Below are 14,878 nucleotides of genomic sequence, written 5' to 3'. Positions count from 1 at the left end.
TATTTTATGACCTACGGTAAGCAATCAAGATAAGTATCCAGATCCCATTGAGTTGTAGCACCCAAGAATCTTTCCCACTCATCGTTTTTGTACCAATGGAAAACTTTATACATTTCATCCGGCATTGCAGATTTAATTACCTCATCCTCTGCAAGTCTAGCCAAAGCTTCACCAAGACTTAATGGAAGTTTCTTAACATCTTTACCAGCCTTTTGAGCTTCGTAAATATTTCTAGACTCAGGAGCAGCTGGTTTTAATTTTTTACTAATTCCATGATCACATGCTTTTAGTAAGGCTGCACCTAATAAGTATGGATTATGCATAGAGTCTACAGATCGGTATTCAAATCTACCTGGTGCAGAAACCCTTAATCCACATGTTCTATTTTGGTATCCCCAGTCAGCATAAACTGGCGCCCAGAAACCTTGATCCCATAATCTTCTATAAGAGTTAACTGTAGAAGATCCTAATGCTGTTAGTGCTGGCAAGTGTTCCATGATACCTGCAATTGATTGTAAACCAATTTTACCTGGCAACTGCATGTCTTTAGTATCAGGCATAAAAGTATTCGTTCCACCTTCAACGTAACTAAACACTTCTTCAACGCCTGGAAGATTTTTGTTTCCAAGTTTGTTTACTTTAATTTTTCCACCTTTCCATAAAGACATATTTGTATGACATCCACTTGCAGAAACTCCCATAAAAGGTTTAGTCATAAAGCATGCTATCAAGTTATGTTCCCTTGCAACTTGAGCACAAATTTGTCTGTATGTTGATAATCTATCTGCGTTTCTTAAGACGTTATCATAAGTCCAGTTTAATTCTAATTGACCTGGTGCATCTTCGTGGTCTCCTTGAATCATATCAAGTCCCATTGCTTTTGCGTATTCAATTACCTTCATAAATACTGGTCTCAACGACTCAAATTGATCAATGTGATAACAGAATGGCTTAGAAAAACCTTTACCTGTTGGGGTGCCATCTTCATTTTTTGTTAACCACATCATTTCAGGCTCAGTACCAACTCTTAATTCTAGACCATGTTTTTTCTTAAATTCATCCATGAAAATTCTTAGATTTCCTCTGCAGTCTGAAGTTAAGTGACCGCCTGGATTTTGTCTTTCTTCCCTGTTTCTAAAACATGTTACAAAAACTCTTCCAACTCTTTTGTCCCAAGGTAATTGTACAAAAGTATCTGGATCAGGTATTCCAACAAGCTCCATAGCTTCTGGACCATAACCAATGTAGTTATTATGACGATCTAAAAATAAGTTTGCTGTTGCTCCGTAAACTAATTGAAATCCTTTTTCTGCTGTTCTTTCCCAGTGATCTGCAGGTATACCTTTACCTACGACTCTTCCTGTTACAGAAATAAATTGATAATAAATATAAGTTATTCCAAGTTCGTTAATTTTCTCTCGAACTTTTTTTACTAGTTTAGCTCTACCTGGCTGGTTAACATGTTTTTCTAGATCCGTCATTTTCACCCCTCAATGAATTATTAATTATTCAAGCGTAGCTGAAAACTTTATTCGTGTCTAGGCTTAGAGTTTAACTCCAAGGGAACGGACTGTTAGAAGTAGGATGAAGTTCACCCTTCTCGTAACGGTTGAATCTAAACGGCTTCAATAAATCACTTTCAGTACCAAGAATTTCTTTTGCAACTAGTTCACCAACACCAATCATTTTATATCCGTGATTAGCATCAGCAATCATGTAAACGTTTTCAAAAAATCTATCGAAGATAGGAAAAGAGTCAGGTGTCATACATCCTAAACCACCTGATGGTCCTTTTCTGTATAAGTCTGATTTTCCTTCAAATCTTTTTTGGCAATGCGCAAGTGCTGAACACCACATTTCACTAAAAGCGTCTGTTGTTTGATACTCTGGAGATTCAATTCCATAAGGATCAACATTTACTTGATCAAAATGTTTTTTAACAATGTAAGGAGAAGTTCCACCTTGAACACCTAAGCCTTCAATATCAGGTTTATAATAAATTCCCCAAATTTTATCTGTTAACAATTTTTTTGTTTTGTCAGAATATAAAGGTGCTGTCGAGTCAACGTGAACTACAGGTGGTTGTTTGCCATCATTTGTTTTTAAGAAATCTGGCTCAACACCGATAACTCCTTCTTGAAGCATCCAGTAAGTCCACATATCAGTTTCATGCATCTTACCATCTTTACCTTTTATGTGAGCTGTCTTTGGTAACTCTAACATATTCCAAAAATCTCTTGCCCATGGTCCTGCACCAACAACTACTTGTTCACACTCAATAGTTCCTTTGTCAGTTTCAACACCAGTTACTGCTTGACTGTTACTTCCTTTTTTAAAACCAGTTACCCTTACACCTTTCATAACTTGGACACCATTAGATGTAGATTTACTTTCTAAAGCTTTAATTGAATCTTTATTAAAAGCATATCCACCTTTTTTCTCATGAAGCACAGAAGTGATACCTTGAGCCTGCCAATCATCAAAAATTCCCTTCATGTAATTTGTGCAATCTTTTTCACCTTCAATAAAAACTGATTCATATCCAATTGCTTTTTGTTGTTCATATATACTTGCAACATCTTCATGCATTACTTCTGGAGATATTTGTAAGTACCCAACTGGATTATATTTAAATGCTTTAGGATCACTTTCCCAAACTGAAACTGAATGAGCCATCAATTCTCTCATTGCTGGCTGAAAATAATTATTTCTTACAACTCCACATGCAATTCCACTTGCACCAGCAGCTGTATCTTTTTTTTCTAATACAACTATGTCGCCAGGATTTTTGTAAGTTTCTGAAAGTTTCCATGCAGTACTTAAACCGTGTATTCCACCACCGATTATCACTACTTTTGCTTTTGAAGGTAATGTCGTCATATCAAAACATTATTTTTTGATAATGTTAATTAATATACTTATTTATAGAAGTAAAAATTATATATAAAAATTAGATACTTTTTATATTAGTCAAAAAATTAATTAATAACTGATGTTTTTTAGTGTTTCTAAATAGTTATTAAATTCTTTTATAAATGACTCACTTGGGACTATATTTTTAATTCGCTGGTCAGTTGAAGTTTTTTCCAGTTTAAAGAATCCTTTTTCACAAGCCTCTGTAATTATTAAAGCTGATTTAGGCCTAGATGTTTTAAATAATTTTGTTTTTAATTCTTCAACAGATAGTTTTGTTCCTTCTTTAAAAGCAGACATAACTAATAACATCATGTGGTAGTGAGAAGGTGACTTTCTAAAAAAATAATTACTAGAGGTATGGGATTGTTTCATTTGTTCTTCCCAAAAATCTAAAAGGGTCTTTTTTTCTTTTGGCATTTTTTAAGATCTTACTCTTGATTTAGTTGGATCGTAGAATGGGAAGCCAACAACTTTTGCACCAATTCTTTTTTGGTGACCATCAATTTTTCCAACTTCAACTTCAGTTCCAATTTCTGAATATTGAGCATCTATTCTACAAAGAGCTACATTTTTATTTAGAGTTGATGATAGACATCCACTTGTAACAATACCTACTTGAGCTCTACCAATATGAACACAATCACCATGACCTGCAATTTCTTTTCCAATTAATTCTAAGCCAACTAATTTTTTTTGAGGATTATTTTTTCTTTTAATCAATTCTTCTTTACCAATGAAGTCTTCTTCTTTAGTTTTCAAAGGAACCGCAAAACCTATCCCTGCTTCAAAGGGATCTTGTTGACCATCAAACTCATTTCCAAATAAAATTAACCCAGCTTCTATTCTAAGTTTATCAAGAGCAGCAAAACCAGCAGGTATTAAACCGTCATCTTTTCCTGCTTCCATTAATTTATCCCAAACTTCAGGGGCATGGTTTGGATGACACCATACTTCATAACCAAGTTCACCTGTATAACCTGTTCTAGAAACGATTAGCGGAATACCTTGTAATTCTTCAATTCTACAAATTGTAAATCTAAACCAACCAAGCTCATCAATAGATGGTTGAGTGGGTGGTGTAAAAATTATCTTTTTTAAAATTTCTCTACTTTTTGGACCTTGTATTGAAACATTACTAATTTGGTCGGTTGAATTTTTAATATTTGCATTAAAATTTTTTTTCTTCGCTATTTCTTTTAGCCATTCTCCGGCATACTCATCACCACATATCCATCTAAATCCTGTTTCACTTAATTTTAACAATGTTCCATCATCAAACATCATTCCATTTTCATAACACATTGCAGAATAGACAACTTGGCCAACTGATAATTTTTTGATGTTTCTAGTAAGTGTGTAGTTTAATAATTCCTCAGCGTCTGGACCTATTATTTCAAATTTTCTAAGTGAAGATAAATCAATTAATACCGCATCGTTTCTGCAGGCATTATATTCATTTACTATTCCGTGTTTTGTATAATCATTTGGAAGCCAAAAACCTCTTGCATCAACATAATTTCTAGTTAGTCGAGATGTTCGTTCGTGGAAACCTGAATTTCTAGTTAGTTTTTTTTCTGAATCTGTTTTCATCCGAAAAGCAAATGACTTTCTAAATTCTTTATTTTTGTCATAAGTTCTAACAAAAATTTCAGTAGGATTCCATGAATTACAAGCATCAATATCGCTAGGACAAGCCGTAGTACCAATTGTTAAATCTTTTAACGCTCTAAACATTACATAGTCACCTGGTCTAGAATAAGATTCATCTGATATTACTGAGTTTAATCCAGCAGCAGATGTATTAAAAAATAGATTAATTGCATGCCATCCTTTTTGTTTTTGAACTCCATATTTAGACATACTCTCAGTTAAATTGTCAGAGCAATTAGGATGACCAAAGTAACCAGCATCTTCATAATATTTTGAAGTACATGCAAGATTAAAAGTATCATGCTTACCAACTGTATCTCTTATTACCTCTACCAAGGGTTCATGATCAGTATCATAAAATTTTGAATGCAATCCAGGACCAGGAAAAGTATTTCCCATAAAAGTTCTAGTTGTTTGCCAATCCAATCCTTTTTCTATTCCTTTTTCTAATTTTTTTGTATCAAATGCTACAAAGTCTGAACATTGTCTTCCAGTTGGACTTATAACTTGAATATAATCTCCTTCTTTAACTTGGTAAGATGTTGAAGTTTCTTTATCTATGTTTTCTTCATAAAGTGGTTCAAAAACTGGATCAGGGATAACACTTAACTCTTTATCATTTATTACCTTCGCTCTTTTAATAAATATAGTTAAATCTGTTGGTGGATTTTGTTTGGTAACATCCATATCTTCACCTGGTGCAGCAAAGATTGCATAACATTTATCTTTTGATTTAAGTTTTATCTTTTCTTCAGCTTTTGTATCAAGATCAAAAACTATTGATGATTTAGACTCTTTTATATTTAAGTTTCTTTTTTTTAATTGATAATTTGTTGCTAAGATTGTTTCATCTTTTCCACTTAAAATATCTCTTATGAAATTTTTTTGACTATTTTCTTTTAAATTTAAAATTCCTAATTCTGACTTTCCATCTTTATTAAAACAAATTATTTCACAAATTTGATTTCCTTCATCGTTGATTATTTCAATTTCATCATCTGGAAAAATTTGAAAAGCAGTAAGAGCACCGCCATTTACAATATGTCGTTCAACTCCAGGTGGTAAAATATTTAGTCCAGGATTTTTAATGTCTTTACTTGTTCCAAACATTTTTAAAATTTTTTAATATTGATATATTTTTTATCACCATTTTTATTGATTAAATATATATATATTTTTTAGAACTAATAATTCTTTACCTAGCTATTCGTTTTAACATAGAGTGTTGTTATTAATATTAATAGAGGGGAAAAAAATGAAAAAAATAATGTCATTATTATCTGCTCTAGTTATTTCTGTAGTAAGTTTCTCAGGAATTTCTAACGCTGATAGCAAAAAGCCCATCGTAATCCCAACTCATAACTGGTCATCTCAAATTGTAATGGCTTACGTTATTGGTGGAATTTTTGAAAGCATGGGTAACAACGTAAAATATGTAAACGCTGACTCACAAGCAGTTTATGAATCAATCAGAATTGGAGACGTAACTATTTCTCACGAAGTATGGGAGTCTGCATTCGGTAAGTCATTTACTACTGCTCTAGATAAAGGTGGTTTACTTGACTGGGGTGATCATGAGGCAAGAACTCTTGAAGATATGGGTTACCCAAACTGGGTTGTTGAAAAAGGTTTATGCCCAGGTCTACCAGATTGGACAGCTTTAAAAAATCCAGACTGTGCTAAAAACTTTACAACACCTGACTCTCCAGATGGAAAAGGAAGAATGTTGGAAGGACCTCAAAGTTGGCATGGTGATTTAATTCCTCAAAGAGTTGAAGCTTTAGGTTTAGGTGATCTTTGGTGGGTTAAATTTGCTGGAGGTGCAGATGCACTTTGGGCTGAATTAGCAGCGGCTGAAAAAGAAGGAAGAGGAACTATAATCTTTAACTGGACACCAAACTTTACAGATGGTGCTGGTTTTACATTTATTGACTTCCCTCCATACACAGCAGGTTGCAGACCAGAAGATGGTGGTGATGGTAAATGTGGTTCTCCTGATGGATACTTGAAAAAAGCAGTTCATGAGGATTTCCCAAAAACTCACCCAGACGCAGCAGCAGCATTTAAAAAGATGTCATTCTCAACAAGTCACATTGGTGCGATGGCAGCTTTAGTTGATGTTGATAAAATGACTCACGAAGATGCAGCTAAAAAATGGTTAGCTGACAACGAGTCAGTTTGGAAACCTTTTACTAAATAAGGGTAAAAGTTAAAAAAATTAAAATCTCCCCCAACTTGTTTGGGGGGGATTTTTTTTTATTCTAATTTGTGTAAAGTGACAAAATGAAAAAATTTCTAATTTTCATATTTTTAATTTCTTTAATTAACTCATCTGCATTTGCTCGAAGTACAGGATGTAAAGAAGGAAACTGTGAAAATGGTTTTGGCAAATGGATTTATACCGATAAGACAACTTATGAAGGTGAGTGGGTTGCAACAAAAAAAGAAGGTCAAGGAGTTGAGACATGGCCAAACGGATATATTTACAAAGGTGAATTTAAAAATAGTCAATGGAGCGGAAAAGGAGTTTTAACTTTTCCAGATGGATCTACTTATGACGGTGAATGGTCCAAAGGTTTTATGAATGGACAAGGAACATTTACTTGGGCAGATGGAAAACAAAAATCAGGCACTTGGGTAAACGGAAAGTTACAAGAGTAATGTCAAAAGAAAATAGTTTAAATAAAACTGAAGACAATTCAAACTCAACAAAGCAATTTATTGGTTTAGTTATTGTTACTGCAATAGTGATAGCTTTTTTTGCTGTTTTAAATGGAATATTTGGAGGGGGAGACGAGCTTGTAGAAAAAATGAAATTGGAAGAACAAAGAATTGCTGAAGAAAGAAAACTAAGTGAATTAATATCTAAATTACCTTCAGGAATTTTGGTATCCTTCGATGGAACTGACCACTATAGATTAACTGATGAGGTATATGAGCAAGTATGTAAAGCTACGAAATTAATTCCACAACGAGCAATTATGGGTGCAAATTTTTTAAATTTTAGAGCACACGAGATTTACACGATCAACGGAAATAAAATTGATGAAACTTTTGTCAAATGGGATCAAGAAAAAGGCAAGTGTTATGCAGGTTTTACAGTAAGTGGAAACAATGTTGGGGTAGATGAAACTATTACTGTTAGTGGTGAAGCTTTGAGTTTTTTAAGTACAGGTATTGATACTAGAGTTTATTATATTAAGAATTTTTAATGATGAAAGGTTACAATAATTAACATTTAAATTTTATTGAATTTCATATAACTTTGAGAAGATTTATGTCTGAGACTGTTATTAAGTGTGAGTCAGTTTATAAAATTTTTGGTGAGAATGCCAAAAAAATGCTTGAAGAATCTAACGGTAATGTAGATGCAAAAACATTTCAAGAAAACGGATGCATAGTTGGAGTTAACAACGCTTCGTTTGAAGTTGCAAAAGGAGAAATGCTAGTAGTAATGGGTTTATCTGGTTCAGGTAAATCAACATTACTAAGATGTATTTCAAGATTAACAGACGCAACTGGAGGAAAAATTTTCATAGAAGGTCAAGATCTACTTCAATTGAATAATAAAGAATTAATTGAGCTTAGAAGAAACAAAATGGGAATGGTTTTTCAAAGCTTTGCCTTGTTGCCTCATAAAACAGTCGTAGAAAATATTGCTTTCCCACTTCAGATAAAGGGTATTAAGACTGAAGATAGTATTAGTAGAGCAATGGAAATGGTTAAACTAGTTGGACTTGATGGAAGAGAAAATTATTTTCCAAGAGAGCTTTCAGGAGGTCAACAACAAAGAGTTGGGATTGCTCGATCTTTAGCAGTCGAACCTGATATTTGGTTTTTAGACGAACCGTTTTCAGCATTAGACCCACTAATAAGAAAAGAAATGCAAGACGAGTTTTTAAGATTGCAAGAAAAATTACAAAAAACAATTATGTTTATTACTCATGATTTTGATGAAGCTTTAAAATTAGCAGATCGAATTGCGATCATGAAAGATGGTGTTATAGAACAGTTAGATACACCTGCTAACATTGTTTTAAATCCAGCTACAGAATATGTAAGAAAATTTACTGAAGAAGTTCCAAGAGAAAAAGTTTTAGTGATTGAGGATGTAATGGATAGTTCAAATAAAGATAATTTAGGAGATTTAAAAGTTTCAAAAGATGACATTATCGAAAATGTTGCAGAAAAAATTCTTACTCAAGAAAAAATTGTAGGTGTAGTTGACTCTAATAACAATATTATTGGTTCAATAAAACCTTCAACAATCATTGATACAGTTTTTGGAGGAAGAAAAAATAGTAGCTAGACCATGGAATATTTAAAAAAATACCCAAAGTTGTTTCAATGGATATTTTTGCTGGTTGTATTTTTTGCTCTCTGTTTTGCAATAGATGTTCCTGAAACTTATAAATTTATAAGAGGCCAAGCAGAATTTGTAAAAGATCCTAACCAAAGTGTTTATTTTTTTCTAGGTAAAGAAGTCAGATATTATGCGTTTGATGTGTTTTGGAGATTACCACCTCTACTTGGTTGGTTGCCTATTTGGATAAACGACTCTTTATTTTTCTTAATGAACGAGTGGATGCCAATGGAGTTTTGGAATGAAGATACTCAAGAGTTTAAAACAAGACCGCTTTTATTAGAGATTAGTAGAAATTTAACGTCTTTTATGACGTTTTTGATTGAGTTGATTAGAGAAATTTTGCTTGGTGGATTAGAAACTATAGTAGCATTCACCAGCTGGGATTTTATTGATGCTTATCCTTGGTTAGAATTACCAGGTTTACCTTGGACTATCGTTGCAGCCGGAGCAACAATACTTGCATATAAACTGAGTGGTATAGGACTTGCTTTATTTGCAGGTTTAACAATGGTCTATATTTCAATATTTGGTCAGTGGAAACCTTCAATGCAAACACTTTCTTTTATATTAGTGGCTGTTCCTCTGTCATTTGCATTCGGTATCAGTTTAGGTATTGCTGCTTACAAAAGTAAAAGAGTTGAAAATGCTTTGTATCCAATTCTTTTGGTGATGCAAACTATGCCTCAATATGCAGTATTAGTTCCTGCACTTGTTTTATTTGGCGTTGGTGATCATGCAGCTGTAATAATTACAATGGTAGTAGCAGTTCCACCAATGATTTTATTAACTATTCTTGGACTACGAGCAGTTCCTCCAGAAGTCATCGAAGCAGGAAGAATGAGTGGATGCACAAACTGGCAGCTGATGACTAAAGTACTTATTCCAACCGCAAGAAGAGATATCTTAATCGGAGTTAACCAAGTAATTATGGTTTGTTTTTCTATGGCAGTAATCTCTGCATTTATTGGTGCTAAAGGATTAGGATTTAATCTATTGCTTGCTTTAAACCAACTTAACATTGGTCTCGCTCTTGAAGCAGGTTTATGTATTAGTTTGATCGCAATTCTATTAGATAAAATGTCATTAGCGTGGGCAAATCAACAACAAGATTATTTCGGTAATCTTACTTTTTTCCAAAGAAATAAAAATATTATATTTTTTGGTGGATCAATAATTGTTGGAGCTATTCTTGCTTATATTGGAACATTTATTTTTAAAGATACATTTAATTATTTATTTGAAGTTCCACACAACAAAGGATTTTCGACAGCTGATTTTTGGAACAAGGGTGTTGATTGGATTTTTGATACATTCTTTGTTTATATAAAAGCATTTAATACATGGTTAATTACAGAGGTGCTTCAACCAATGAGAGCTTTATATTTAAGAATGCCAGCTGTTGCCACTTTAGTATTAGCTGTAGGAGCTGGTTATCTAATTGGAGGAATTAGATCAGCATTAGTTGTTGCTGCTTTAACTTTATTTATAGCATTAAGTCCATGGTGGGATAGAGCATTGGTTACGTTGTACATGGCAACTTTTGGAGTAGTTGTTTCTTGTTTAATAGGTTTCACAGTTGGAACTTTATGTTTCCAGAATAAAAAATCTGCAGCGTTTATGTTAGGGGTTTGTGATATTTTTCAAACATTCCCATCGTTTGTATACTTAATTCCAGTAATGATGTTATTTGGAATTACAGATACTTCAGTTTTAATTGCTGTAATTGTTTACGCAACAATTCCAGCAACCAGATATACTATTGAAGGGTTAAGAAGTGTGCCTGTTGGTTTGCACGAAGCAGCAACGATGTCTGGTGTTAATAAATTTCAAAGATTAACTAAGATTGAATTTCCATTAGCTTTCCCACATATGATGCTTGGAATAAATCAAACAATCGTATTTGCTTTATTTATGGTCATTATTGGAGCTTTTATTGGAACAGAAGATCTTGGGCAATATATTTTAAAAGCTTTGTCAGATAAAAATGGAGCTGGAATAGGCTTAACCCTAGGTATCTGTGTTGCTTTCATAGGATTGATTTTTGATAATTTAATCAGAACTTGGGTTGAGAAAAGAAAAAAACACTTAGGTATAGCTTAGTCCATTGAAAAAATTTATTATTTCTATCGATCAAGGAACAACATCATCAAGAGTAATTTTATTTGATACAAAAGGTAATATTGTTTTTGTTTCACAATTTGAATTTAAACAATATTTTCCAAAAAATGGATGGGTAGAACATGATCCGAATGAGATCTGGTCCACAACACTTAAAGGTTTAAAACAAGTAATAAATAAAGCAAAAAAATTAAAAGGTCACATACTTACAATTGGAATTACAAATCAAAGGGAAACCACAATTTTGTGGAATAAGAAAACAGGAAATCCAATTTATAATGCAATTGTATGGCAAGATAGAAGAACTCAAGATTACTGTAAACTGCTTAAGAAAAAAAATTATGAAAATCTATTTAGAAATAAAACTGGATTATTTATAGATCCATATTTTTCAGCAACTAAAATTAAATGGATCTTAGACAATGTTAAAATTTCAAAAAAACTTCTTAATTCAAATGATTTATTGTTTGGGACTGTAGATACATTTTTAATTTGGAAATTAACAAAAGGTAAGCAGCATTTAACCGAAGCATCTAATGCAAGTCGGACAATGCTGTATAATATTAATAACAATAAATGGGATAAAGAAATTTTAAAAAAACTAAATATTCCACAAAAAATTTTACCAGAGGTAAAGAACTCAGCAGATAATTTTGGAAAAACAGATAAAAAAATTACAGGAGTTGTAATTTCAATTTCTGCAGTTCTTGGTGATCAGCAGGCCGCAGCATTTGGACAAACTTGTTTTGAAAAAGGATCTATAAAAAGCACGTATGGTACTGGTGCGTTTGTTATTATGAATACCGGTCCAAAGAAAATTAATTCAAAAAATAAATTACTGACTACTATTTGTTATCGATTAAATAATAAAAATACTTACGCCTTAGAAGGTTCAATTTTTATAGCTGGTGCAGGAGTACAATGGTTAAGAGATAAAATAAAATTGATCAAAAAAGCACCTGAAACTGAAAAGATTTCAAAATCATCTAAAATTAATGACGGTGTTTTTGTTGTACCAGCTTTTAGCGGAATGGGAGCACCTTATTGGAGACCAGATGCTAGAGGAGTAATTACAGGACTAACAAGAGATAGTGATTGGAAAAGTATAGTGAGAGCGACAGTTGAATCAGTTGGTTATCAAAGTTTTGATTTGTTTGATTCAATGAATAAAGATGGTTTGAAACCAAAAATAGTTAAAGTAGATGGTGGAATGGTTGCAAATAATTGGTTTACACAATTTTTAGCTGACATTATTAATTTAAAAGTTGTTAGACCAAAAATATTAGAGACAACTGCTTTGGGCGTAGCCTTGTTAGCTGGATATCAAATAGGAGAATATAAATCTTTAAATCAAATTAAAAATATGTGGAAAAAAGACAGAATATTTAATCCTAAAATGAAACAAAATTTTAGAATAGATCTTTTAAATGGTTGGAAATTAGCAATTAAAAAGACTTTAGCTTAGTATAATCTATGAATAAGATTTTAGTAATTGGCGCTGGTGCGATGGGTGCTGCATTTACATTTCCTTTGATTGACAATAATCATCAAGTAACTTTGACTGAACCATACAGTAAAGATCTTCAAAAGAAGTTATTAAAAAAAAATAAATTTCATCCAGCATTAAAACTTAAGTTGTCTAAAAGAGTTTCGGTCAAAAAATTTTCATCAGACTTACTTAATGAAAAATGGGACTTAGTTGTTGTTGGAGTAAGTTCTATTGGAATTGAAATGATTAGAGAGCATTTAAAAAATATAAAGAGAAAAGTTTCTATTCTCGTTTTGACCAAAGGTCTTAAATATGATCGAAATAATAAAAAAATTATTACTATGTCGGAGCAGCTAAACAAAGGAAATCAAAATTTAAATATTTCAGTATTAAAAGGACCTTGTTTAGCAAAAGAGTTGGCAAAAAAAATCAAAAGTTACACCGTGATAGCTAACAAGAATATTAATATTGCAAAAAATATAGGAAAATTAATCTCAACTAAATATTACAAAACAGAATATTCAACTGATGTAAAAGGAGTTGAATTTTCATCTGCAATTAAAAACATATATTCAATGATTATTGGATCGGGTGAAGGTGAAAATACTGCTTCAGCTTTATTTAGAAAATCATTAGATGAAATGGAATATTTAATAAAATATTTTAGAGGTAAAAAAGAAACAGTTCATGGGTTAGCTGGAGTGGGTGACTTATATGTTAGTGCAGTTGGAGGAAGAAACAGTAAAATGGGTGAATATTTAGGAAAAGGCTATACTTTTAAAATTGCAAAAAATAAATTTATGAAAAATGATACAGTTGAGGGCGCAGATCTGGCTAAAGAGATTGCACCCTACATATTGAAAAAAATTAATAAAAATAAAATACCACTTATGCATGCACTATTAAGTGCAGTCACAAAAAATAAAAAATTAAAAGTTAACTATTAATTATTTATTTAAAAACGTCTTCATCGAGTCGTCCATTGCAGTTTCCCATGGAGTATGGTGTATAGGTGCTACAGAACCTGTGACAGGTGATGAAAATGATTTATTTCTGTAAGTTAAAATATCTTCTACTTTATGATGTTCCCATTCTTTGAAATGTTTTCTAATTAATTCAAAATCTATTTTTGGATAATCAGACATATCATGAAGTTCTTTTGTGTACTCAGTTTGAAAATCAATCATTTGATCTGGGTTTTCTAATTTTTCCTCCATCGCAACCCATTTATTGATATCTTTGTTGATTTCATCAGCACTTGGCATTTTAATTTTCCCCATAATCACATCTCTTGCAAACCAAGCTTGGCAATCAAACATATTAAAAGTATGGAATTGGTCTTGCATACCAAGATATAAAAGTTTGTGATTATCTTGCCAAACAACTCCTTTATACAATTTTGGAGGATATAATCTGTTATGTGTTTTTAACTTTATGCTTTCATCTAAAAATGGAAAGTGATGCAAGTATCCTGTGCACAAGATTATTGCATCTGCATCTTGTTCAGTACCATCTTTAAAAATTGCTTTTTTTCCTTCCAATCTATCCAGATAATGAACTTCTTTCATACCTTTAGGCCATTTAAATCCCATAGGTGCATTTCGATATCCAATAGTCACACTTTTAGCTCCATATTTATTACACTGTAAAGCAACATCTTCAGCTGAATAACTGCTTCCCAAAACTATCACATCTTTTCCTCTAAATTCCTCTGCATCTCTAAAATCATGTGAGTGCATTATTCTTCCTGGAAAAGAATTCATTCCTTTGTATTCAGGAATAAAAGGAACTGAGAAATGACCAGTTGATACAACTAAATAATCAAATGTATCTTTTAAAATTTCGTCTTTAGCTTTGTCTTGATAAGTAATTTCAAATTTTTCATTACTGAAAGTTACATTTGTAACTCTTGTGTTTAGTTTTATTTTATTTTTAATTTTGCCTTTGCTTACTCTCCCAAGAATATAATCTTGTAAAACTTCTCTTGGCGGAAAAGAAGGAATTGGTTGTCCAAAATGTTCATCAAAAGAATAATCTGCAAACTCTAAACATTCTTTAGGGCCATTTGACCACAAATATCTGTACATACTATTATGAACTGGGTCTCCATATTGGTCACTACCTGTTCTCCAATTATAGTTCCACAAACCTCCCCAATCTTCTTGTTTTTCAAAACAAACTATTTCAGGAATTTTTTCACCTTTATTTTCTAAGTGTTCGAATGCTCTTAACATTGATAGACCGCAAGGTCCTGCTCCAATAATTGCAATTTTACTCATTGTGTTTTCTCCAGTTTATAAATATGCTTTCTAAATATAAACAAATTAAAAATAAAATTA

At 32.2% G+C, this 14,878-nt stretch carries 12 protein-coding genes; 7 read left to right on the top strand and 5 right to left on the bottom strand.

The genetic code is table 11. From position 1 onward, the window contains the following. Nucleotides 1–11: 11 nt before the first annotated feature. The 4 genes from ACTTAW_RS06920 to gcvT all read right to left on the bottom strand — a co-directional run bounded on the left by ACTTAW_RS06920 (nt 12) and on the right by gcvT (nt 5,676). Nucleotides 12–1,481: a glutamine synthetase family protein gene (locus tag ACTTAW_RS06920; RefSeq protein WP_440651697.1), complete on the bottom strand. Its 1,470-nt coding sequence runs from the start codon at nt 1,479–1,481 to the stop codon at nt 12–14. Between the two features lie 70 nt (nt 1,482–1,551). Next, nucleotides 1,552–2,880, bottom strand: coding sequence for an NAD(P)/FAD-dependent oxidoreductase (locus tag ACTTAW_RS06915; protein WP_440614090.1), 1,329 nt, complete (start codon nt 2,878–2,880; stop codon nt 1,552–1,554). A gap of 102 nt (nt 2,881–2,982) precedes the next feature. Then, nucleotides 2,983–3,333, bottom strand: a complete 351-nt coding sequence (locus ACTTAW_RS06910; RefSeq protein WP_440647519.1) for a hypothetical protein — start codon at nt 3,331–3,333, stop codon at nt 2,983–2,985. Nucleotides 3,334–3,336: 3 nt separating this feature from the next. After that, entirely contained in the window at nt 3,337–5,676 is a 2,340-nt protein-coding gene (gene gcvT / locus ACTTAW_RS06905; RefSeq protein ID WP_440651695.1) for a glycine cleavage system aminomethyltransferase GcvT, read from the bottom strand. 145 nt (nt 5,677–5,821) lie between these two features. On the opposite strand from gcvT, the gene ACTTAW_RS06900 reads away from it, so the two are divergent. The 7 genes from ACTTAW_RS06900 (at nt 5,822) to ACTTAW_RS06870 (ending at nt 13,486) form a co-directional block, all read left to right on the top strand. Continuing rightward, a complete protein-coding gene (locus tag ACTTAW_RS06900; protein ID WP_262590397.1) occupies nt 5,822–6,766 on the top strand; it encodes an ABC transporter substrate-binding protein in 945 nt (314 codons plus the stop codon). An 83-nt stretch (nt 6,767–6,849) separates the two neighbouring features. Then, nucleotides 6,850–7,227 carry an MORN repeat-containing protein gene (locus ACTTAW_RS06895; RefSeq protein WP_440633621.1) on the top strand — a complete coding sequence of 126 codons (378 nt, stop codon included), beginning with the start codon at nt 6,850–6,852 and terminating at the stop codon, nt 7,225–7,227. Then, nucleotides 7,227–7,778 carry a hypothetical protein gene (locus ACTTAW_RS06890; protein WP_262590399.1) on the top strand — a complete coding sequence of 184 codons (552 nt, stop codon included), beginning with the start codon at nt 7,227–7,229 and terminating at the stop codon, nt 7,776–7,778. The genes ACTTAW_RS06895 and ACTTAW_RS06890 overlap by 1 nt, the downstream gene beginning before the upstream one ends. Before the next feature lie 65 nt (nt 7,779–7,843). Beyond that, on the top strand, nt 7,844–8,875 hold the full coding sequence (locus tag ACTTAW_RS06885) for a quaternary amine ABC transporter ATP-binding protein (RefSeq protein ID WP_440651693.1): 1,032 nt from the start codon (nt 7,844–7,846) through the stop codon (nt 8,873–8,875). A 3-nt stretch (nt 8,876–8,878) separates the two neighbouring features. Further along, nucleotides 8,879–11,032 (top strand): ABC transporter permease, encoded by a 2,154-nt coding sequence (locus ACTTAW_RS06880; RefSeq protein ID WP_440651691.1) that lies wholly within the window; start codon nt 8,879–8,881, stop codon nt 11,030–11,032. Between the two features lie 4 nt (nt 11,033–11,036). Next, on the top strand, nt 11,037–12,515 hold the full coding sequence (gene glpK / locus ACTTAW_RS06875) for a glycerol kinase GlpK (protein ID WP_440651689.1): 1,479 nt from the start codon (nt 11,037–11,039) through the stop codon (nt 12,513–12,515). A gap of 8 nt (nt 12,516–12,523) precedes the next feature. Further along, on the top strand, nt 12,524–13,486 hold the full coding sequence (locus ACTTAW_RS06870) for a 2-dehydropantoate 2-reductase N-terminal domain-containing protein (RefSeq protein ID WP_440651687.1): 963 nt from the start codon (nt 12,524–12,526) through the stop codon (nt 13,484–13,486). Here the strand turns inward: ACTTAW_RS06870 and ACTTAW_RS06865 are convergent, their stop codons facing one another. Beyond that, nucleotides 13,487–14,818 carry an NAD(P)-binding domain-containing protein gene (locus tag ACTTAW_RS06865; protein WP_440651685.1) on the bottom strand — a complete coding sequence of 444 codons (1,332 nt, stop codon included), beginning with the start codon at nt 14,816–14,818 and terminating at the stop codon, nt 13,487–13,489. Nucleotides 14,819–14,878: the final 60 nt, after the last annotated feature.

This window comes from Candidatus Pelagibacter sp. HIMB1495, from assembly GCF_052047955.1.
Taxonomy (GTDB): Bacteria; Pseudomonadota; Alphaproteobacteria; order Pelagibacterales; family Pelagibacteraceae; genus Pelagibacter.
Note: the sequence above shows the minus strand (reverse complement) of the source record. Positions and strands in the feature narration are given on the sequence as shown.